We start from the raw sequence: 21,053 nt of genomic DNA on the forward strand, positions 1-21,053 counted from the left end.
TTATAAACAGACATTACATAAAGGAGCATGGTCGATGACGAACGTATTAATTGGTACTACAGTAAAGCAAGACCCTGACATATTGTCTGCCTACCTAGATTCTCTCCGTGACCTTCAAACAAATGACATGTCAATTGCTTATTGTTTCGTAGACGATAACGATAACCATGAATCAAGCATGCTGCTCGCTAATTTTGCCAAGGAAAAGACGGCTGCCATTCTTCCATCCGAAGGAACTGACACCTACTTGAAAGATGAACATACACATTATTGGACAGAATCACTTATCTGGAAAGTAGCTGCATGGAAAAATCAAATTATCTTGTTTGCATTAGAGCAGCAATATGATTATGTATTTTTCGTTGACTCAGATCTTATTTTGCACCCTGCCACATTGAATCAGCTGCTTGCTAGTGAAAAAGAAATTATCTCGTGTGTCTTTTGGACCCAATGGCAGCCTGGAACACAAGCGCTGCCGCAAGTCTGGCTGAAAGATGAATATGATCAATTCGCTCATACTCGCGGAGAATCGCTGTCGGTTGAAGAACGGGCAGAAAGACATCAAGCTTTCCTCCGTCAAATGCAAGAACCCGGTGTATATGAAGTGGGCGGCTTAGGGGCTTGCACATTAATCAGCAGAAATGCTTTAGAAAAAGGAGTCCATTTCGGCGAAATCCCCAATCTTTCGTTCTGGGGAGAAGATCGGCATTTTTGTATTCGCGCTGCTGCACTCGGCCTCTCTCTCTTTGTTGATACCCATTATCCAGCATTTCACCTTTATCGGAAAACAGATTTAGCAAAGCTTCCTGCTTATAATTGGGAAAAAAATTGGCCTGGTTTTGCCCAACGCAACTCAAAAGCACGCGATAATACACTTACCTTATCCATGATTGTTAAGAATGAAGCAGGACGCTATCTGGAGTCTGTTTTGCAAAGTTGTTTACCTGCTGTGGATCAAGCAGTCATCATTGATGATCACAGTACGGATAACACAAGAGAGATTTGCCAAACACTTTGCGCAGCCTATAATGTCCCGCTTAAGCTGATTGAAAACACCACGTCCAGCTTCTCGAATGAAATCGAACTTCGCAAACAGCAATGGCTGGAAACAATTGCTGAAGAGCCTGACTGGATTCTAAATTTAGATGCGGACGAAGTGCTGGAAAATGCCTTTTTAACAGAAAAAGACCGGCTCTTAAACCAAGCCGATCTGGATCTTTATTCATTTCGTCTATTCGATTTTTGGGATGAAAATCATTACCGCGAGGATACTTATTGGCAGGCTCACCGTTTTTATCGCCCTTTCCTGCTTCGCTATCAGCCTGCCTTTCCATATGAATGGCTGGAAACACCCGTTCATTGCGGCCGGTTTCCAGCAAACATTTTTAATCTGCCCAATGGTATTAGTGATTTACGGGTAAAGCATTTTGGCTGGGCAAACGAGATGGATCGAAAACGAAAATATGAACGCTATCAGCAGCAGGATCCGCATGCTGTGTATGGTCAGGAGGCACAATATGAAAGCATCTTAGATGCTAATCCCACTTTAATCAGATGGACGGAGGTTTCTTCTTTCGAAAAATAGCACGAAAACAATAAAGTCGTCCCCATTGATCATCAAACAGGGCATTTGCCGGCAGTTCGGTCTGAATATCGCCAGCGTATTCCAAGCCGGCAAGTTCGGCTAATGTTTCCAAAACTTTTAAATCAACTGTTGGATAATCGAACGTTAATATAACTAGACCTCCCGGCTTTAAGGTACGGCTAAATTGCTCCCACGCACGCTTCTGTACACTCACGTCCAAATGTTCTATTACCGAAATACAGAATATCTTATCAAAAAGGGCATCTTCGTATGGCAACGCGGTCAGATCTGCTGCGGAGCGGTGAATTTTTTGAAGCAGTTCTGCTGGTAATCGCGTTGCTTCTTCTTTTCCAAAATCCCTGCTTATGTCTTCCAGAATGGCCTGATCATCCATAATTCTTGCATCTATATCGCATGCATAGACTGCCTGGGCGGTGGTCGCCAAGTGAAATTTAAATGGATGACTAATTCCCGAGGCAGCATCCAGTACAGTATCCCCTGCCTCTGCGAACGAAGCTGCCCATTTATATTCATAACCGCGACTCCACCAAGCATCCGGTAATTTCAGCACAAAATCGCGCGCTGCACGATCCTCACGTGTGAAAAATCTCGAAGTCCATGCTTCTGTCAACATGCTTCATCCCCTTTAAATTTAGAATACAGTACATTTAGTACAACGTATTCCGCTGGATAAGCATGTATGCCCGCTTTCTAATAGACAGCAAAAGCCGGGCAACTTCCGCCCGGCTTTTGCTGTCTATTTATTCATCATATAAAATAGATTTTACATCTGCATCATCCAAATAGTCTTCATAGTTTTCATGATCTTCGTTAACACCATCATATTTTCCATGCATATCGGCAATTAGGAAATTTTCTATATCCTCCGCTCCGCCTACTTCTTCACCGGAATTCACTGCCATATACTCATAGTCCTTCTCTGAGTTAACAAAATCAGAAGGTGTTTCAGACGAGCCGTATGCTTGCAATTCCTGCAGCGTATCTTCTCCATCGTAAAAATTATGCTCCGAGTCTTCCTCGTCATCTTTTCCTTCTAAATCCTCCAAACGCGGATGAATGACCGCTTCTTCTGCCGGCCGGTCATGCAACGTCATTTGCTGCGGCTTGAACTCTACAAGCGTTTCCGCTGTCGGCATGGCAAGCAGACGTTCATCAGGTATTGGCTTCCCTGACTTTTGACAGATGCCGTAGGTGCCCTTCTCCATTCTTTCCAGCGCTGCTTCTATATCCTGCTGTTCTTGCTCCAAGTGGTCATTTAACGCAATGTCTTTCTCTCTTTCGAATAATTCCGTTGCTGTATCTCCTGGATGATTATCATAATTGCTCAGTTCACCTACTGCATCCTTGTTATACGACATTTCGACACCAAAGTGGTCCTTCAATGTTTGTTTTAATTCTTGCAGCCGCTTTTCCAGCATCTCTTTACAAGCATTAAGTGTTTCTGGTCTGACCATGTTTTTCCCTCCAGTTTCTTTCTTAACTGTGTGTTAGTATGTGACAGAAAACATATCTCTATTAAATATGCAGTTATTGTATAATCAAGAAAATGGAGGGATGATGCATGCTGAAGCGAAGACTGTACTTACTTGGAGGAAATACTTCTCAAAGAGAAGCGAATGTCCATTTTAGCAGAGCAGCCGGCGGAAGAAATGCCAAAATCACACTGTTGCTAGTCTACCGAGAAGGTTGGGAAAACTTTCTGCAGCACTATACAAAACACTGGTTGGATCAAGGTGTGCTCGAGCGCAATATCTCGGTTATTATTCCAAATGAGAAAGGCACGTTAGACGCTAATGCAGCGGCGCAGCAACTAGCAGCTGCTACTGGCATTTTTATCGGAGGCGGTCATTCTGAAACATACTATACACATTATACAAAGCAGCCGTTCAAGCAGCTTATAAAAGACAAATATGCAGCTGGTGTTCCTGTCGCCGGCAATAGTGCAGGAGCGCTTCTGATGCCGGACACCGTTCTTCTCTCTCCTCATGATACGGATAATCAACAAGCATGGAGCGGACCAGGACTCGGCTTGCTGCATAACCAGCTGAACAGCGTCCATTTCTCACAATGGCAAGATGAAAACCATCTTATAACTGGTTTACAGCGGAATCAAGTGCCTTACGGATACGGCATTGATGAAGATGCCTGCCTTTATTTCGAGAACGAGCAGCCCACTGCGGTATTTGGTACGGAACAAGTAAAACGCATAGAAAAAGGGACCCTGTAAAATAGGGTCCCTTTTGTATTAGTTAGATGTAGAACGCAAGTAATAAGACGTCTTAATACCAGAATCCCAAACTGCGATATGCAAATCAAGCAGTTCTTTTGCTTTAATGGAGTTCGGTACGTACATATTGAACGAAATTGCTTGGTCAATATGCTTTTGGCGTGCTGCATTTTGCTTCACGCTCCACTGCTGATCAATTTCATAAGCAGATTTGTAATAACGATCTGTTTCTGCATTCAGGTCCGGAGCTGTTACCGGAATCTTGTAATCCTTCTTCTCTTCAGAATAGAATTTGCTGAAAATCGGGTCTGTTGTTGCTGTACTTCCTGCAATTAAAGCTGTGGAAGAGTTCGGCGCGACTGCCATCAAATAAGCGTTACGCATTCCGTTTTCCTTCACTTGTTCTTGCAGACCTTTCCAGTCAAGTTCAGACTCGCCTGTTGTATAGCCTTTATTATCAAAGTAGCTGCCATCTGCCCAGTCAGAGCCTTCGAAGATCGGGTAAGCACCTTTCTCTTTGGCAATCTGCATGCTGGATTGAATCGTCAAGTAAGCAATTTTCTCGTACAGTTCATCAGCGTAAGCTACTGCTTCATCACTTTCCCAATCAATATGTTTCAAAGCAAGCAAGTGATGCCAGCCGAAGGTTCCAAGACCGATGGCACGGTACTTCTGATTTGTAATTTGCGCTTGCAGCACAGGAATTGTGTTCAAATCAATAACATTATCCAGCATCCGAACTTGGATTGGAACTAAACGCTCCAAGACATCCTCTGTAACAGCTTTCGCTAAAGAAATGGAAGAAAGGTTACAGACAACAAAATCACCAGGTTCTTTTGTAATAATGATTTTGCCGTCTTTTGTCGTTTGTTCTGTCATTAACGTTGGGCTTTGGTTTTGCATAATTTCTGTGCAAAGGTTGCTGGAATAAATCATACCTGCATGTTTGTTCGCATTCTGACGGTTTACTTCATCACGATAAAACATGAACGGACCGCCCGTTTCCAGCTGACTGCGAAGAATACGTTTCATCACATTGATAGCTGGAATTTCTTCCTTATGCAAGTCCGGATTTTCGACACATGCCCAGTATTTTTCGCGGAAAGATCCTTCTCCTCTAGTTTCATCGTAGAAGTCTTCCAAAGAGAAGCCCATCACACGGCGAACTTCGTGCGGGTCGAATAGATACCAGTTTCCGCGCCCTTGAACCTGTTCCATGAAGATATCCGGCAGACAGACACCCGTGAATAAGTCATGTGTACGCTGGCGCTCATCCCCATTATTCAATTTCGCATCCAGGAATGGGAAAATATCTTTATGCCATATATCAAGATACGTAGCAATCGCACCTTTACGCTGACCTAATTGATCGACGCTTACTGCTGTATTATTAAGCTGTTTCATCCACGGTAGCACACCAGAAGACGCACCTTCAAAACCTTTGATGGCACTGCCGCGGCTGCGAATTTTACCAAGATACACACCAATACCGCCGCCATTTTTAGACAAGTTGGCAATATCTGTGTTGCTGTCGAAAATTCCTTGCAAGCTGTCATCCACTGTGTCGATGAAGCAGCTGGAAAGCTGTCCGTAGCTCTTACCAGAGTTAGACAAAGTCGGCGTAGCCACTGTCATGTAAAGATTGCTCAGCGCCCAATATGCCTCTGTGACAAGCTCTTTGCGCTTGTCTGCTGGTTCCTTGCTCATAATTGTCATGGCAATAATCATGAAACGTTCCTGCGGAAGTTCATAAGTGCCGCCTTTATGGTCTGTTGCCAAGTAGCGGTCCGCAAGCGTACGCAGACCAATATATGTGAACAATCCGTCTTTCTTGTAATCGATCAAGCTATGGAAGTAGTTGATATCATTTTCACTGTATGTGTCGAGAAGGGATGTGCTATAGATACCAATCTCAGTCAATTGCTGGATTAAGCTGTAGAAAGATCCGTACTTTTCTTCAAATTTGTAACCGCGATTATTAGCAGCTTCGAAATAAAGCTGTTCCAAATACAGACTCGCTGCAATATATGTCCATTGCGTCTCTTCTTCATCAAGCTGCGCCAATCCTTCCAGAATTAACTGATTCAGCCATTCCTTATCGGATGACCAGGATTTTTGCTGTGATAACCGCTCACCATATTGAATCAGGTGTTTTGCGTCAGATGCTGCGAAGCGTGATTTGAGCACGGCTGCTACATGCTCTTTCCAATTGACTGTTTGTGTCGTATCTAACATGTTGAAACTTCCTCCTCTAAGAATACAGGTGTATTAGTAAGTACTTTCTTACCCCTAAACGCACAAAGTGAGCAACTACCAGGAAACTGTCTGCTCTGTCTGTACTACTAGATACAGTAGTAACATGAATCAGAAACGACAAATAAAAAGTGTTAAAAAACACTGTCTATCAAGCGAATGAAGCGATTTCTTCATCCTCTCGTCGATACCCGGCTTGCTCGCCTTCGAAACTATATATAGTATTGCATTATGTTTACACTAACAAGATGTTGTACAAATGACTTTACCATACAATCTTGTCTCTTTCAATCTCTACTTTATCTGCAAGACTTATTTCACAATCTATCTCGTAAAGAAAACTGCCGTCTTTCGAGGTTTTTTGCAGGCGAAAAATTGTTTGTGATTTTCAGCCAAAAACACTCTGCACGCCTCGACAATCAAACCGCTTAGCGGTACGATGAAAATGCATTCGACAGGAGGGAATATATGAAAAATATGAAACGAGTAGGTTTTATCGGAATTGGTGTTATGGGTAAGAGTATGAGCCGTAATTTGATGCAAGCAGGATTTGAACTGGACGTCTATACGAGAACAAAAGCAAAAGCACAGGATTTAATAGACACAGGTGCTGTCTGGCATGATACACCAGCTAGCCTGGCACAATCGGCGGATGTCGTGATTACAATGGTTGGCTATCCTAGTGATGTGCAGGAAGTCTACTTTGGTGACAATGGAATCCTCCAGCACGCAAAACCTGGAACATATGTAATTGATATGACCACTTCTAAACCAGCATTAGCCGAAGAAATTTATGCAGAAGCTAAGAAAAAAGGTATTTTCGCATTGGATGCACCAGTTTCCGGCGGTGATGTTGGCGCCAGAAACGGAAAGCTTGCCATCATGGCCGGTGGTGACGAAGAAGCATTTCAAGCTGTATTGCCTGTATTCGAAACGATGGGAGAGAATATTATCCTGCAAGGGCCTGCTGGTTTCGGGCAGCATACAAAACTAATTAACCAAGTGACCATCGCCAGTAATATGGTTGGTGTTTGCGAGGCAATTGCGTATGCAGAGCACGCAGGAATGGATCCGTCTAAAGTGCTTCGATCTATTACAACAGGAGCCGCTGGAAGTTTCAGCTTAAGCAACCTGGCTCCTCGAATGATTAAAGGAGATTATGATCCTGGGTTCTATGTGAAACATTTCATTAAGGACATGAAACTGGCTCTCGAGGCTGCAAAAGAAATGGATATGATGACACCGGGACTAGAACTAAGCCTCTCCCTATACGAACGACTGGCAGCAAATGGTGATGAGAATCTTGGCACCCAAGCATTAATTAAACTATTTACGAAGAAAGCATAAAAAAAGAGGCCGAGTATCATCGGCCTTTTTATACGAGGATAAACAACAATATCGGCAGCGTAACGAGACTAAGAACTGTGCTGACCATGGTTGTACTTGATACATAAGAAGGCTTGGCACCAAATTCAAGCGCGTATATAGTCGTGTTAGCTGCTGTAGGCATTGCGGCTACCAGGATCATAATCTGCTTTACCAAATCGTCAACTGGCAGGATTAATGTAAACAGGTAAGCAACAACAGGGGAAATGAGCAGCTTAAGTATTAGTGCATACGAAAGGCGTTCATATTCCAAGGCTTTTAACGAGATATTCGCCAGCTGCATACCGAGAACAATCATAACGGTAGGTATTGCCGCATCAGCTACGAGCTGCACAGCTTGGGAAATCGGTCCGCTAAGCGGCACTCTCAAGAGCTGAAAAAGAATTCCGAGCAACGCTCCATAAATGATTGGTATCTTCAAAACAGATATCAAGGTCGCACGCAGGGAACGATTCGCCCCTCCGCCCTTGGCAGCGATAAAGACCCCTATAGTTGCCATCACAAGCTGCTGCAAAACAAGCAGAATAACTGCATAATGAAACCCGGCTGCACCAAATACGAATAAAACGAGCGGCGTACCATAGTTGCCATTATTCATAAATGATGCACCCAGCATTAAGCTATACGTGTCTTGACGATCATACCTTCGCACCCAGCTTATGATATAACAGAGCAGCAGCAGTGCCAGACAAAGACCGACGACGAAGATGGCGAGATACATATAATCCTTGCTTAACCGGTTTTCATAAAATGTCTGGAAAGCCAAAACCGGGGAAAGCAAATAAACGGACATCTTCGAAATACTGCGGATATCAAACTTTAATAACTTCTGACCAATGAAGCCAAGTAAAAAAATGCCGAAAATCGGCAATAACGTCAATATGTAACCCACAAATGATCATCCTATCAAAAATTTATGATTGCAAAAATTCAATCTTCCCATCTCCAATACGGGCAATACGCGCTAAAGATTCTACTTCTATCCCTAATTCCTCCAGGCGGGCTCTCCCTTTTTGGAAACTTTTCTCGATAACAATTCCTATACCGGCAACTGATGCATCAGCTTGTTTTATAATATTTATCAACCCTGCGGCTGCTTCTCCGTTTGCTAGAAAATCATCAACAATTAAGACATGATCATCCGGTGATAGTCGATCTTTTGAGATTGTCACATCTGAATACACTTGCTTCGTGAAGGAAAAGACAGATTCACAATAGACGTCACCTTTCATCGTAAGGGATTTCTGCTTTTTGGCATACACGACAGGAACACCAAAAGCAAGGCCTGCCATAAGAGCCGGGGCAATTCCGCCTGCTTCAATTGTGACAATTTTTGACACGGGCTGGTGCTGAAACTTCTGATAAAACACTTTACCGATTTCATAAAGAAGGGCTGTATCCATTTCATGGTTTAAAAAGCTGTCGACCTTTACAATGGAGTCTCCAATAATGGTCCCTCTTTCGCGAATTGCTTGATGAAGTAATTCCACGTTAATGGGCCTCCTTTTTTTCCTCAGCAGCTGTAGCGACAACAAATGCTAAATCATCATTCCCAAAGAATTGTAATACCTCCAGCACCAGCTCATCCGAGATATCCGATGCCCCCTCTTTTGGCAGCATCTCGTCTAACGCTTCTTGCAGCGCTGTATTTTTTCCTTGTTTTGGATAGGCCTGCTCATATAAGGCCACAGCATCCAAATCATGATTCGTACACCATTGCGCGAAGATTCGAATCATCATTCGCTCGTCCTCTTGATATCTTTCAATGATCTTTTTCGAAAGCTCTTCTTGACTCATTTGCAGCACACCTCTCCTTAAAATGATAAAAGACGCACCCTGGACTAATCCAGAATGCGCCTTTGTCGTCGTTATATAAGGATATATTACAGACGAGTTACGTTAGCAGCTTGTGGGCCGCGGTTGCCTTCAACGATTTCGAATTCAACTTCTTGACCTTCGTCAAGAGTTTTGAAGCCGTCAGCTTGGATAGCAGAGAAATGTACGAAAACATCGTCCCCGTCTTCTCTTTCGATGAAACCAAAACCTTTGTCTGCGTTAAACCATTTTACTTTTCCAGTCATTTAAATGACCTCCTTACAATAGAAGTACAAAAGTACAGGTATTGAATCGTTATACCTTTACACCTACACCACTTATTGTGAAAGAGATCGTAAAGATTATTCAACCGTTTCTTTTGCCTCTTAAGAGTAACGTTTTTTATATAAGATTGCAAGTGTATTCTAACTTTTTCTTCAAAATATGTTAAGAATGAGACATACGCCCTAATAAAACGCTTTCAATACTGCTGCATATGACAGAAATCGCTTTCACGACAACGCATTCTGTCCTGTGTCATTGGACCCTGTTTTTTGATGTATTGCAACACTTACTTGTATTTATAAGAACAGTTTGTTCCTCCGCCCCCTTTTTCATACCTTGCTTCGAAAAAGAACTATTTTATTGACAGCTCTTACCCCTTTCCTTATATTGACTATAGCTTATGAAAGAATAACCGTAACGAAAGGGGTGGAAGCATGATTAAGACGTATCTGTATCATCACCAAACAGACACCATGCAAACAAATATTACCTTGCAGGACAGCAATCTCCATTTGGAGGACCCAGATAACCTTCTGTGGATAGATGCGTATGATGTGCAATCTCATGAGCTGCATGAACTTGCCAGCATATTTGATTTTCACCCGCTTGCGATTGAAGATTGTCTGCATGATAGTCCGCGCGCAAAAGTTGATGACTACGATGCATAAAAATTTTTCGTCTTCCATGCCCTGCGTTACAACGAAGAAAGTGACAACGAAATCACAACGCTTGAATTGAATGTATTTCTAGGGCCGAACTATGTTGTAACAATTCATAAACACAAGCTGCGCTGGCTCGGTCAGATGGATGCAATCTGTTCTCGTTCTTCCCGTTATATGAACCAAGGAGCAGACTTCCTTCTCTATGCACTAGCCGACGGTATTACGGATGAATATTTTCCTGTTCTGGACAGAATTGGCATTAGAATTGAAGAGATAGAAGATGAGATGTACAGCGAAGGCGTAAAAGAAGTAACCGAGGAATTTCTTTCTTTAAAGCGTACGATTATCTTAATCAGACGGGTCATTCTGCCGCAGCGGCGTATTTTCCTTAACGTAAATGGTAAATGGAAATTCGATATCAGCGAAGAGAATGTGCCTTTCTTTACCGACCTGCTCGATCATTTAGAGCGCATTGTGGATTCAACAGAAACTTTTCGCGATTTGGTAAACAGCGCCTTGGACACGTATTATTCCATTATTAGCGCCAAGTCTACCGAGAAATTAAATGTGCTGACAATCATCTCGACAGTTATGCTTCCGCTGACATTCGTAACTGGTTTCTTTGGGATGAATCTACCCATACCATTTTCCGACAGTCCGTGGACAACAGCCGGTGTCAGCGTGTTCTTGGTACTGGTCACTTTTGCGCTGTGGCATTATTTCAAAAACAAGCTATTTTAATTTCCAATTGTACTGCAAAGCCTTTCGTGCTAAAATATTTGATTGCAAGAGTATAAATAACGACATATCGCCTAAATTTGTATCTTGCAAATATAAATGACAGGTGGAAAATAACATGAGTGATTATCGCGTATTGTTGTATTATAACTATGTAGATATTGAGGATCCGGAAACTTTCGCCAGCGAACATTTGAAGGCTTGCAAGGAACTCGGATTAAAAGGCCGTATCCTTGTAGCGAAGGAAGGTATGAATGGTACCTGCTCCGGAACAGTAGAACAAACACAAGCTTATATGGACATGATGCATGCGAAACCAGGTTTTGAAGATATGGTCTTCAAAATTGACGAAGCGGATGAACATGCTTTTAAGAAAATGCATGTACGTGCGCGTCCTGAATTGGTAACGCTGCGTCTGGAAGATGATATAGACCCTCGCGAGACAACAGGTAACTACCTATCTCCGAAGGAATTTTACGAAGCAATGCAGGATGAGAACACAGTTGTTCTTGATGCTCGGAATGATTATGAGTATGATCTCGGTCACTTCCGCGGCGCTATCCGCCCTGAAATCGAAACATTCCGCGATTTGCCAAACTGGGTCCGCGAGAACAAAGATATACTAGAAGGAAAACGCGTTCTTACCTATTGCACAGGCGGTATCCGCTGCGAGAAATTCTCCGGCTGGCTTGTTCGCGAAGGTTTTGAAGATGTTGGTCAATTGCATGGCGGTATCGCCACATACGGTAAAGATCCAGAAGTACAAGGACAGCTTTGGGATGGCCGCATGTATGTTTTTGACAGCCGTATCTCTGTACCAATCAACCAAAAAGAACATGTCATCGTGGCGAGAGATTATTTTGATAACGAGCCTTGTGAACGATATGTAAATTGCGCAGACCCTTCTTGCAACCGCCAGATCATTTGCTCTGAAGAAAACGAGCACAAGTATCTTCGCGGCTGCTCCGACAGCTGCCGCCGTTCCCCGCGTAACATGTACGTGGAAGAACACGGCTTAACACCAGAAGAAGTCGAAGAACGTCTTGCCAAATTGGAAAACGAAACAGTAGCAAACTAAAAAGAACCCTCTTGGGTTCTTTTTTTAATGCCATTCTAAAAATTCCAGCCTGTTGCCAAAGGGGTCATGCACATAGATACGGTCTGCACCCGGCAAATCAGCATCATCTGAAAAGTCGACACTGTGTTGATCTAGATGCTGCCGCAAGGAAGATAATCCTTCTACTTCAAAAGCCGGATGAGTTTTTCGCGCTGGCGAAAAAGGTTCCTCTATTCCCATGTGTACCGTAATGCTATTGCAGCTGAACCATACACCGCCTCTCGCTCGCAAGTTAGCTGGCTTTTCGATTTCTTCAAAACCTAGCACATCTACAAAAAACTCTCTCGCCTGCTCCTCACTGCCTTTTGGGCAAGCAAGCTGTACATAATCCAGCTGCTTTAGGAAAAACTCCATCTGAACAACCCCCTTTTTCTATATTCTACCACTTGGCAGTTTGGATTGTTATCACTTCGTTTTCAGATGTGCTACATTGTACGTGTAAACAAGAGGAGGATATAACATGACAGTATACGATTATGCTGCTGTTACCTTGGATGGAAAAGAAGTCAGTCTAAGGGATTATGCCGGAAAGGTTCTCGTTATCGTGAACACGGCGAGTAAATGCGGCTTTGCACCACAGCTTGAACAGCTGCAAGCGTTATATAAGGACTATCATGACAGGGGCCTTGTTATTCTCGGTTTTCCGAGTAACCAATTCATGAATCAAGAACCGGGAAGCAGTGAAGAAATTGCGGAAGTATGTCAGCGCAATTACGGTGTTAGTTTTCCAATGTTTGAGAAGATAAAGGTGAATGGACCAGATGCACACCCGCTATATAATCATCTGACAAATGAGGCAGGCGGTCTGTTTTCTAAGAAAATAAAATGGAACTTTACAAAATTCCTAGTTGACGCAGAAGGAAATGTGGTTGAGCGATTTGCGCCGAAAACAAGCCCAGTTGATATGAAACCTTCTATTGAAAAGCTGCTTTAACCATAATCACAGCAAACAAAAAAACATATAAAAAACCCGCACCAACTAGGTGCAGGTTTTCATTCTTCTAGATCCGAGTTAGACGCCTGCTTTGTGCGGTGTTTATGCCGATCATCCTCTAAATCTCTCTCCACTTCATCCACCGGCACATCGTCTGTCAGCATATCCTGTTTATTCTCCAGTTGTTTCTCCCGGTTCTCACTCTCTGCTTTGGAATAGCCGTGCTTATTCTTGTCACCTTTTGCTCCGTTCTTTTCTACCATAGTCACCCTCCTCGTATTTTTCCTATATGTAAGCCCTTTCCCCTTTTTAACGATGTAAAAACCTTCCTTAGCGTTGGTAACCGGTTAACACAACGGGTATACTAGAAGCAGATACGTTTTTTACGCCTGGCAACAGGGTAAATGCTTTAAAAGATTGTCAAATGAGGTGAATCACACAATGAAACCAACAGCTCTAATTACAGGAGCGTCCAGCGGAATCGGCTACCATCTGGCCAAATGGTTCGCCAAGGCAGGCTATGATTTGATTATCGTAGCGAGATCGAAGGATAAACTCCTATCCCTGCAAACAGAATTGCATGATTCGAATGTGACTGTCATTCCTCATGATTTGTCTCTACCAAACAGCGCTTACAAGCTTTATGAAAAAATCCGTGATGAAGGAAAAACAGTCGAAGTGCTGATTAACAATGCCGGCTTTGGACTTAGCGGCAAGTTCGAGGAAACAAGCTTTGAGACACAGCAGAAACTGCTGCATTTGAACATGGTTTCGTTATCGAATCTGACTCGATTGTTTATCGATGATATTATTCACTCTCCATTCAAAACTGTGCCGAATGGGATTTTAAACATTTCAAGTATGGCTGCTTTTTTGCCCGGTCCGCACATGGCGGCCTATCATGCATCAAAGGCATACGTTCAATGGTATTCAGAAGCATTGGCTGAAGAATTGGATCCGAGCGGCGTCACAGTTACCGCACTTTGTCCAGGTCCTACGCAGACTGAGTTTTTCAAACGTGCCGGTAATGACAAGATTATGTCTTCTTTCCGCGATGCTCCAGAAGATGTGGCACGCGAAGGCTTCCTCGGATTCATAAAGGGTAAACGCGTTGTATTTCCGTCTATGAACATCCAAGCAGCTGTTATCTTCATGAAGCTGCTTCCTAGCAAAACACTCGCCAAAATAGCGAAAAACATGTACACAAGATAAGCAAAAAAGACACCGCAGGTGTCTTTTTTGCTTATCTCACATAGCGGCGCCGGTAGCTGTAAAAGTAAGCTGCCAATGGCCACCACGCTGCTGCAAAGATTGGGTACACTGCCCAGATTACCGATGGTGAATAAGCAATATTCACGAACAGGAAGAACAAGCTAAGGGCACCAAAGCCAAGTACAGAAAAGAATAAACTGGAGTTCAGCCGCTTTCCGATAAGAGACAGCGGCCACCAGCTCATCGCAAAGATAATGAATCCATACCAAGGCGTTTCATGATTGAAATACTGGTGCAGACCTACGTAATAGAGGCAGACAACAAAGCTAATGACAACCGCTGTTTTCAAGCTAGCTAGTGATCTTCGGAACATAACCAATGTCGGCCATAACGCTAAGGCACCAATTGTATATAAATACCAAAGCACTTCTGGGGTATCCTTCAAATTTTCGTGGACAAGTACAGCTCCCACAAATATTGCCGACAAACAGGAAACGACTGTTTGCTGTTTTGGAAGCAGAATTTGCAGCGCTAAAAGCAGACAAACTCCTAAACTATACGTGTACCAAATCTCCTGCGGGGTCGTCTTCATGTTTATATATACCGTATACCCCCCTAAACTAACGAGCATAAAGGCAATAAACAACCGCCACGGTTTCATCTGTGCATCACCTTTCTTCTTCTAGCTTTCATCCAAACAAAAGCCATGCTCACAGGCCACCAGAGAATAGCGAATGTCGGGAAAACAAACCATATCTCATGAGGTGTATAATATATATTTACAAATATAAGCAATCCAATAATCAAAACACTGCCGCATATTGAAAAACCAAGATTAAGCGTACTCATATCCTCTTTCTGTTTCTTCAGTTTACCGTCTTTTTGCTTCGGTTCCTGCTGCAGCTGGAATTCCTTTTTGATCTCCGCCAGATTTCCAAAGTCAACAATCGCTTTATTTATTGCGTCTTCTTCCGCTTTCCCACCCAGCATGAAATCAGCTGCTTTTTCCTCCATTGAATCCATTATCTCTTCTTTCAGTGTTGCGATTTGCTCCGTTTCTGGTAAATCTGCAAATTGTTCTTCTACATACGCTCTGATTTTCTGCATCAGACACCCTCCATAAAAATATCAATTAATTGCTTTGCTTCCTGCCATTCTTTCGCCGCTTCCTGCCAATAAGCCTTTCCAAGCGTGGTAATCGTATAATACTTCCGCTTGCCGCCATGTGATTTCTCACCTTGATAAGATTCAATAAGCTCCCGGCGCTCCAGCCGCTGAAATACGGCATAAAGTGTTGCCTCTTTAATCTGGAATGCATCGTCTGTCCAAGCTGCTATGTCTTTCGAGATCTGGTATCCATACTTATCACCGTCCATCAGCAGACGAAGAATAATGGAATCCAGATGACCCCGAATTGTATCACTCCGAATGTGGCATCCCTTCTTTCAAATTACTCTACCTGATAAAGTAATCATAAAACAAATTACTCTGCCTGTCAAAGTAATTATTGCACTTTTTTTCCACAAATAAAAAGCAGGCACTCAGCCTGCTTCTGAAAGGTTTCTAATAAAAGCTTCAACATCTGCTTTATTTCCCACAAGAATAACTTTATCTCCATACTTGGAGAACGCATCAGCTATATAAGGTTTGCTCGTCTTTTCAAAATAACGGTTCCATTTGAACATCCTCAAAAACATTCGAAAAGAAGGCGTATAATTGCCCTCCTCCAGACCCGCTATCTGTCTTAAATACCGCTTCGTGATCCTGATATTTCGTACCCTGGAAGCTCGCATAAACACACCCCCTCATCAAAATATACAGTATTTTCCGGAAACAAAAAAAGAGCAGAGGATTTCCTCTGCTCTCTGACTTAAATTTGTTTAAGCAAGTTAGCCATTTCGATGGCTGATACTGCTGCTTCTGCACCTTTATTACCCGCTTTTGTGCCTGCACGTTCGATGGCTTGTTCAATTGTGTTCGTTGTTAGGACACCAAAGATAATCGGGATGCCAGCTTTATTCGCTGCTCCTGCTACACCCTTTGCAACTTCATTGCTGACATAATCAAAGTGAGGCGTCGAGCCTTTAATAACCGTACCTAATGTAATAACGGCATCGTATTTTCCAGTGTTAGCAAGTTTATCTGCTACTAGCGGAATTTCAAATGCACCCGGCACCCAGACAACGTCTACTTTCGCTTCGTCTACACCGTGACGCTTAAGTGTATCAATAGCGCCGCTAAGCAGTTTGCTTGTGATAAATTCATTGAATCTGCCTACAACAATACCAATTTTCAAATCTGAACCTACTACATTTCCTTCGATTACGTTTACCATATAAATGCTCCTTTATTGTTTGGATAGTGACTATCCTTTATTTATTTCTCTTTATAAAACCTTTGTTTTATTTCCCTGGCGATATGCAATTAAGTCTTCAATTGTAATTAACGGCAGCTCATGCACAGCTGCAAGCTTTTCTAAATCAGGCATGCGGGCCATGGAGCCATCTTCCTTCATAATTTCGCAGATATAGCCTGCTTCAGCTGCTCCTGCTAGTTTTGCTAAATCAACTGCTGCTTCTGTATGTCCTGGTCGCTCCAGTACGCCGTTTGATTTGGCAATAAGCGGAAAGATATGACCAGGTCGCTGGAAGTCTGCCGGTTTACTCGCTTTATCAGCAAGCTTTGCAATCGTATGAGCGCGTTCAAATGCACTAATACCCGTTGTGGAATCAATATGGTCAACACTTACTGTAAATGCTGTTCCGTGCGGATCTGTATTGGTATTTACCATCGGGGGCAAGTCCAATTTTTCAGCAATTTCCCGGGAAATAGGCGCACAGATCAGACCTTTTCCGACAGAAGCCATGAAATTAACTGTCTCAGGAGTGGCATATGCTGCTAACGCAAGCAAATCTCCCTCATTCTCGCGGTTCTCATCATCGGTTACAATAATCGGCTTGCCGCTTTTTAAGTATTCCAATGCATGCTCGATAGTCGTTTTCATGTTTGCAACTCTCCTCAATCTAAGAATCCATTCTGTTCCAAAGTCTCTCTCGAAATCCCTGCAGGCTCCGCTCTTTTCTGATGATTCAGCAGCCGTTCCATATACTTGGCAAGCTGATCAAATTCGAGATTCACGGAATCGCCTACCTGCTTATCTCCTAAAATGGTCGCCTGCCTTGTCTCTGGAATTAGAGAAATCGTAAACATGTTTTCTCCTACCTCAAAAACTGTTAATGACACACCATCTACCGAGACAGATCCTTTTGTCATTAAATACTGGAGACCTTCCCCCACTGAAATGTCGATATAACGAGCGTTTGCTTCTTCGCGAATGCTAGTAATTGTTCCGTTTGTATCTACATGTCCACTTACAAAATGACCGCCTAGTCTGCCTGCAGGCTGCAGCGCGGGCTCCAAATTCACTGCATCGAAGCTGCGTAAAGCGGACAGCGTGCTGGACCGGAATGTTTCGGGCATCACATCCACTTGAAAGCTATGCGAGGTAAACGTTGTGACGGTGAGGCACACACCGTTAACAGATATACTGTCTCCAATATGCATATCTTTGGTGAGCTTCTCACTGGCAATCGTAAGCTGCATCGCCTCTCCTTGTTTTTCCACGGCAATCATGCTGCCTACTTCTTGAATGATTCCAGTAAACACGAATTCTCCTCCTCGTTTTGCTCATCCGACTAGGGACAAACCAATCTATAAGACTTTACGAACGGGAATATGACCGTCTCGGGGCAATGTGACGGTTTATTGGGGGTGGTACACGAGTAAGCCATCTCCATTAATATAATTCTAATGAAGATGTTGTCGGTGTCGGCAAACACACACATATTTCACTTACACCGCTTAACCATACTAGCTAACATAAAAAGCCCCAGAATAACTGCTTCTGGGGCTTGGCTTTAAAAGTTATAGCGAAAACAAAGCTATTGTCATGTGACAAAGCTCATGTTGGCATGTGGATAGCACGCCGTTTCCTCTTTCCCATCCAGACTATACTGTCGGCTTTGGAATCTCACCAAATCCACCGTTATGATAACGGGTCACGGACTGAAGACAGCTAAGCTGTCTATCACCGCCGGTCGGGAATTTCACCCTGCCCCAAGAGAAAACCTATTCGATTGCTTACAACATTAACATATTTTTTATCGTGTTGTACAGAGAAAAGGTTATCTGAAAATTATATTGACTCTAGTTGGAAACATAAGTAAACTGATACCGTAAAATAATATTGACCGTTTAAAATTTGTTTACAGAGGAGTGTATCGATGAAGCAAGTAATGGCATTGACCACCTATGAGCAGCTAAAAGCAATCAGCGACCCGCTGCGTGCAGAGATTATTATGAAGCTGGTAGAAACTTCTTATACCGGGCAGCAGCTTGCTGTTATGCTCGAAATCAGCCGCCCGAAAATCCACTACCACTTGAAAGAACTAGAGAAGAATAGCTTAATTGAGGTTATTCGCACCGAGGAGAAAAATGGCATCGTACAGAAATTCTATCGAGCGACAGCCAGAGGCTTTTATCCATCAGAGAAGCTGCTTCCGTATGCAGAAGTATTGAGTGAGTCTACGCGGCAGCTATTTGTCCAAATGGCGAATAAAACAAAAACAGCAATTCTAAGTGCCCCGGAATCTACCTTTGCCAAAGCAGCTGGATCTACTGACCCAAAAGATTGGGAAGCAATCGGCAGCATTTGGGAAATCAGCGCTACAGAAGCGGATTTTAAAGCGTTCACGCAAGGCTTATTTGATTTAATGCAAAAGCTTCGTCAAAAAAGTGATGCAGCCGAAAAAGACCCCAATGGGAAGCTTTATTATTTTTCTGCCTTTGGATTTGAAATTGATGAACCGTCATTCGATCAGGTAGATCTAAACGAGGAGGAGTAAGAGGTATGCTCGCTATCTTGAAACAACGAAACTATGGTCTGCTCTTTTCTGGAAGAATTGTCACGAATATCGGTGACAGCATCTACTTTATTGCCGCCATGTGGCTTGTCTATGAACTGAGCGGCAGTGCTTTTTACACCGGGCTGGCTGGATTTCTAACACAAATCCCGAATGTGCTGCAATTTTTGATTGGTCCGCTCGTCGACCGCTGGCCGATACGCGCGACCCTGCTGTGGACTCAGGCACTCCAAGCTGTCCTTGTCCTGCTGATTCCGCTTGCTGCTTGGTTTGATTTTCTATCTGTCACCCTCGTTCTCATCGTCATGCCAATACTAACTTGCATCGATGCCTTTGCTTATCCGACAGAACTAAAAGCTTTGCCAATGGTCTTAAAAAAAGAAGAGCTTCCTTCGGGAAATGCTTTATTCTCTTTTGCGTATCAAGGTGTAGACCTAATCTTCAATGCTATAGCCGGTTTACTGACCGCCGCTTTTGGCGCCGCTTTATTATTCATCATCGATTCTTTCACCTTTTGTATTGCTTTCCTTTTGTTCAGCTTCCTTAGAATCCCACACCAAAAAACGCAATCAGAAAATACCAAACATGCGCGTACTGTTTTACACACCTACTTTGCAGAATTAAAAGAAGGCTTGTCTATTTTATTTCGTACAATCATGGCTGCCACGCTAGTTGGTGCTATTCTTTGCAACTTAGCAATTGGGGCAGCATTGGCAGTTATGCCAGCTTTTGCAGACGAACGGCAAGGAGCGGCTGTCTATGGCTTTTATCTAGCAGCGATGTCCTGCGGTGCGTTAATTGGGGCATTACTCGCTTCTTCCTTTAGCAAGCTCCCAATCGGAAAAGCCACAATCATAACCGTATTATTAGCATCTGCAAGCTGGGCTGCTGCTGCTTTCGTTCCATGGACGTGGCTCAGCATCACCCTTTACGGTCTGGCCTGGGTGCCAATCGGCTGTATTAATGTAACCTTTGCCACTATCATACAGACCTTGCTCCCTGTTTCGCTAATTGGCCGGGTTACGAGTGCCAGTGCAAGCTTCAGCACCATCGCCATGCCTATCGGTTCCTTGGCCGGCGGCTACGCTGCCACCTTAATTCCGGTCGTCTGGGTATTTTGCTGTGCAGGGATTGGTGTAGCGCTGCTTTCCGTGACATGGCTATTTCACCCAAAGTTACGCAGACTGGGACCACTAGCCTCTCTTTCACCTGAATTGCTTGGTTTCAAAGATTATAAGGAGAAGGAAACAAGCTGATTACAGCTTGTTTCTTCGAAGCACTGGACGCAGCGCCACCCAGTAAAATGCATAACCTAACATCGCGCCTAACACATTTAAAATTACATCATCAATATCAACCGATCGATAATTATAGCCGACAAAATAGTTTAATAAGCCTTGCGTGGATTCAATGGTCATACTGAAAAGCAAGCCGCAGAAAACCACCACAAAGAAGGATCTCGTTTTCCGAATAAGCAGCGGCAAATAGAAGCCGAGCGGAGCAAACAATAGAATATTTCCTCCTAGATTTTTAAGCGCTAATCCATAACCAAAGCCGTCGATTTGCGTTGTATGCCAAATTTGCATGATAGAAGCAAGCGGTGATGTATTCCATCGATAGCTCGTTTCAAGCTGTTGGTTCTCTTCAATAAGATTTTGATCGACAGGCAGCGGGAAAAAGGTAAGACAAATGACAGCAATCAAATAGATTGCGAACGATGCCATTAATAAATGCTGTTTCTTGGTAATACCAAATGTCTGGTGAAACGGAATGATAGACAATAAATAGACAAACGCCAGAAATATAGCTGGCGCTACGTAATTTAACATAGTAGTTATTCTCTCCTGTATCCTAAAAGTCCCTTACGTGGAGTAAGTGGACATGTACTCTTTAGTC

The 21,053-nt window shown here is 43.3% G+C and carries 23 protein-coding genes, 2 pseudogenes and 1 riboswitch; of the genes and pseudogenes, 9 read left to right on the plus strand and 16 right to left on the minus strand.

Going from position 1 to position 21,053, the window contains the following annotated elements:
* Positions 1–34: 34 nt before the first annotated feature.
* A complete protein-coding gene (locus tag CRO17_RS14590) occupies positions 35–1,585 on the plus strand; it encodes a glycosyltransferase family 2 protein (protein ID WP_097043219.1) in 1,551 nt (516 codons plus the stop codon).
* On the opposite strand, the gene CRO17_RS14595 is transcribed toward CRO17_RS14590, so the two are convergent.
* Positions 1,551–2,219: a class I SAM-dependent methyltransferase gene (locus tag CRO17_RS14595; protein WP_097043220.1), complete on the minus strand. Its 669-nt coding sequence runs from the start codon at positions 2,217–2,219 to the stop codon at positions 1,551–1,553. The two genes, CRO17_RS14590 and CRO17_RS14595, sit on opposite strands and share 35 nt — an antisense overlap.
* Positions 2,220–2,346: 127 nt before the next feature.
* Positions 2,347–3,060, minus strand: coding sequence for a TraR/DksA C4-type zinc finger protein (locus CRO17_RS14600; RefSeq protein ID WP_097043221.1), 714 nt, complete (start codon positions 3,058–3,060; stop codon positions 2,347–2,349).
* 107 nt (positions 3,061–3,167) lie between these two features.
* Here CRO17_RS14600 and CRO17_RS14605 point away from each other — a divergent pair, with 107 nt between their 5' ends.
* The gene (locus CRO17_RS14605) at positions 3,168–3,833 is read left to right on the plus strand and encodes a Type 1 glutamine amidotransferase-like domain-containing protein (RefSeq protein ID WP_097043222.1); all 666 of its coding nucleotides are present in this window, start codon (positions 3,168–3,170) and stop codon (positions 3,831–3,833) included.
* Between the two features lie 18 nt (positions 3,834–3,851).
* Here the strand turns inward: CRO17_RS14605 and CRO17_RS14610 are convergent, their stop codons facing one another.
* A complete protein-coding gene (locus CRO17_RS14610) occupies positions 3,852–6,068 on the minus strand; it encodes a ribonucleoside-diphosphate reductase subunit alpha (RefSeq protein ID WP_097043223.1) in 2,217 nt (738 codons plus the stop codon).
* Positions 6,069–6,554: 486 nt separating this feature from the next.
* Here CRO17_RS14610 and CRO17_RS14615 point away from each other — a divergent pair, with 486 nt between their 5' ends.
* Positions 6,555–7,433 (plus strand): NAD(P)-dependent oxidoreductase, encoded by an 879-nt coding sequence (locus CRO17_RS14615; RefSeq protein ID WP_179637113.1) that lies wholly within the window; start codon positions 6,555–6,557, stop codon positions 7,431–7,433.
* Positions 7,434–7,461: 28 nt separating this feature from the next.
* Here CRO17_RS14615 and CRO17_RS14620 read toward each other — a convergent pair whose 3' ends face one another.
* The 4 genes from CRO17_RS14620 to CRO17_RS14635 all read right to left on the minus strand — a co-directional run bounded on the left by CRO17_RS14620 (position 7,462) and on the right by CRO17_RS14635 (position 9,553).
* Positions 7,462–8,364, minus strand: a complete 903-nt coding sequence (locus CRO17_RS14620; RefSeq protein ID WP_097043224.1) for an AEC family transporter — start codon at positions 8,362–8,364, stop codon at positions 7,462–7,464.
* A 22-nt stretch (positions 8,365–8,386) separates the two neighbouring features.
* Positions 8,387–8,962, minus strand: coding sequence for a xanthine phosphoribosyltransferase (locus tag CRO17_RS14625; RefSeq protein WP_097043225.1), 576 nt, complete (start codon positions 8,960–8,962; stop codon positions 8,387–8,389).
* 1 nt (position 8,963) lies between these two features.
* Positions 8,964–9,269, minus strand: a complete 306-nt coding sequence (locus tag CRO17_RS14630; protein ID WP_097043226.1) for a hypothetical protein — start codon at positions 9,267–9,269, stop codon at positions 8,964–8,966.
* 86 nt (positions 9,270–9,355) lie between these two features.
* Positions 9,356–9,553: a cold shock domain-containing protein gene (locus tag CRO17_RS14635; RefSeq protein WP_077305238.1), complete on the minus strand. Its 198-nt coding sequence runs from the start codon at positions 9,551–9,553 to the stop codon at positions 9,356–9,358.
* A 453-nt stretch (positions 9,554–10,006) separates the two neighbouring features.
* Between CRO17_RS14635 and CRO17_RS14640 the strand changes: the two are divergent.
* Positions 10,007–10,975: pseudogene (locus tag CRO17_RS14640) on the plus strand (magnesium transporter CorA family protein).
* A 115-nt stretch (positions 10,976–11,090) separates the two neighbouring features.
* Positions 11,091–12,050, plus strand: coding sequence for an oxygen-dependent tRNA uridine(34) hydroxylase TrhO (gene trhO, locus CRO17_RS14645; RefSeq protein WP_097043227.1), 960 nt, complete (start codon positions 11,091–11,093; stop codon positions 12,048–12,050).
* A gap of 24 nt (positions 12,051–12,074) precedes the next feature.
* Here trhO and CRO17_RS14650 read toward each other — a convergent pair whose 3' ends face one another.
* Positions 12,075–12,443 carry a VOC family protein gene (locus CRO17_RS14650; protein WP_097043228.1) on the minus strand — a complete coding sequence of 123 codons (369 nt, stop codon included), beginning with the start codon at positions 12,441–12,443 and terminating at the stop codon, positions 12,075–12,077.
* A gap of 106 nt (positions 12,444–12,549) precedes the next feature.
* Here CRO17_RS14650 and CRO17_RS14655 point away from each other — a divergent pair, with 106 nt between their 5' ends.
* On the plus strand, positions 12,550–13,023 hold the full coding sequence (locus tag CRO17_RS14655; protein WP_097043229.1) for a glutathione peroxidase: 474 nt from the start codon (positions 12,550–12,552) through the stop codon (positions 13,021–13,023).
* Positions 13,024–13,082: 59 nt separating this feature from the next.
* On the opposite strand, the gene CRO17_RS14660 is transcribed toward CRO17_RS14655, so the two are convergent.
* Positions 13,083–13,286 carry a hypothetical protein gene (locus CRO17_RS14660; protein ID WP_097043230.1) on the minus strand — a complete coding sequence of 68 codons (204 nt, stop codon included), beginning with the start codon at positions 13,284–13,286 and terminating at the stop codon, positions 13,083–13,085.
* 178 nt (positions 13,287–13,464) lie between these two features.
* On the opposite strand from CRO17_RS14660, the gene CRO17_RS14665 reads away from it, so the two are divergent.
* Complete coding sequence (locus CRO17_RS14665; RefSeq protein WP_097043231.1) at positions 13,465–14,235, plus strand: SDR family NAD(P)-dependent oxidoreductase; 771 nt, start codon at positions 13,465–13,467, stop codon at positions 14,233–14,235.
* Positions 14,236–14,266: 31 nt separating this feature from the next.
* On the opposite strand, the gene CRO17_RS14670 is transcribed toward CRO17_RS14665, so the two are convergent.
* From CRO17_RS14670 to ribE, 6 genes and pseudogenes are all read right to left on the minus strand, one after another.
* On the minus strand, positions 14,267–14,896 hold the full coding sequence (locus CRO17_RS14670) for a hypothetical protein (protein WP_097043232.1): 630 nt from the start codon (positions 14,894–14,896) through the stop codon (positions 14,267–14,269).
* The gene (locus tag CRO17_RS14675) at positions 14,893–15,342 is read right to left on the minus strand and encodes a permease prefix domain 1-containing protein (protein ID WP_097043233.1); all 450 of its coding nucleotides are present in this window, start codon (positions 15,340–15,342) and stop codon (positions 14,893–14,895) included. Before CRO17_RS14675 ends, CRO17_RS14670 begins: the two co-directional genes overlap by 4 nt.
* The gene (locus CRO17_RS14680; RefSeq protein WP_256855841.1) at positions 15,342–15,665 is read right to left on the minus strand and encodes a PadR family transcriptional regulator; all 324 of its coding nucleotides are present in this window, start codon (positions 15,663–15,665) and stop codon (positions 15,342–15,344) included. The genes CRO17_RS14675 and CRO17_RS14680 overlap by 1 nt, the downstream gene beginning before the upstream one ends.
* 440 nt (positions 15,666–16,105) lie before the next feature.
* Positions 16,106–16,570, minus strand: coding sequence for a 6,7-dimethyl-8-ribityllumazine synthase (ribH, locus tag CRO17_RS14690; protein WP_097043235.1), 465 nt, complete (start codon positions 16,568–16,570; stop codon positions 16,106–16,108).
* A gap of 57 nt (positions 16,571–16,627) precedes the next feature.
* Positions 16,628–17,239 (minus strand): annotated as a pseudogene (gene ribB / locus CRO17_RS14695) (3,4-dihydroxy-2-butanone-4-phosphate synthase); the annotation flags it as partial.
* A gap of 14 nt (positions 17,240–17,253) precedes the next feature.
* The gene (ribE, locus tag CRO17_RS14700; RefSeq protein WP_097043237.1) at positions 17,254–17,901 is read right to left on the minus strand and encodes a riboflavin synthase; all 648 of its coding nucleotides are present in this window, start codon (positions 17,899–17,901) and stop codon (positions 17,254–17,256) included.
* A 321-nt stretch (positions 17,902–18,222) separates the two neighbouring features.
* Positions 18,223–18,363, minus strand: a riboswitch (FMN riboswitch).
* A gap of 155 nt (positions 18,364–18,518) precedes the next feature.
* Here ribE and CRO17_RS14705 point away from each other — a divergent pair.
* Together CRO17_RS14705 and CRO17_RS14710 are read left to right on the plus strand one after the other, a co-directional pair.
* Positions 18,519–19,139 (plus strand): ArsR/SmtB family transcription factor, encoded by a 621-nt coding sequence (locus CRO17_RS14705; RefSeq protein WP_097043238.1) that lies wholly within the window; start codon positions 18,519–18,521, stop codon positions 19,137–19,139.
* Between the two features lie 5 nt (positions 19,140–19,144).
* Entirely contained in the window at positions 19,145–20,413 is a 1,269-nt protein-coding gene (locus CRO17_RS14710) for an MFS transporter (RefSeq protein ID WP_097043239.1), read from the plus strand.
* Here the strand turns inward: CRO17_RS14710 and CRO17_RS14715 are convergent, their stop codons facing one another.
* The gene (locus CRO17_RS14715) at positions 20,414–20,986 is read right to left on the minus strand and encodes a VanZ family protein (RefSeq protein WP_097043240.1); all 573 of its coding nucleotides are present in this window, start codon (positions 20,984–20,986) and stop codon (positions 20,414–20,416) included.
* Between the last annotated feature and the right edge of the window lie 67 nt (positions 20,987–21,053).

Origin of the sequence: Terribacillus aidingensis, assembly GCF_900215625.1 — a bacterium.
GTDB classification, from domain to species: Bacteria; Bacillota; Bacilli; order Bacillales; family Amphibacillaceae; genus Terribacillus; species Terribacillus aidingensis.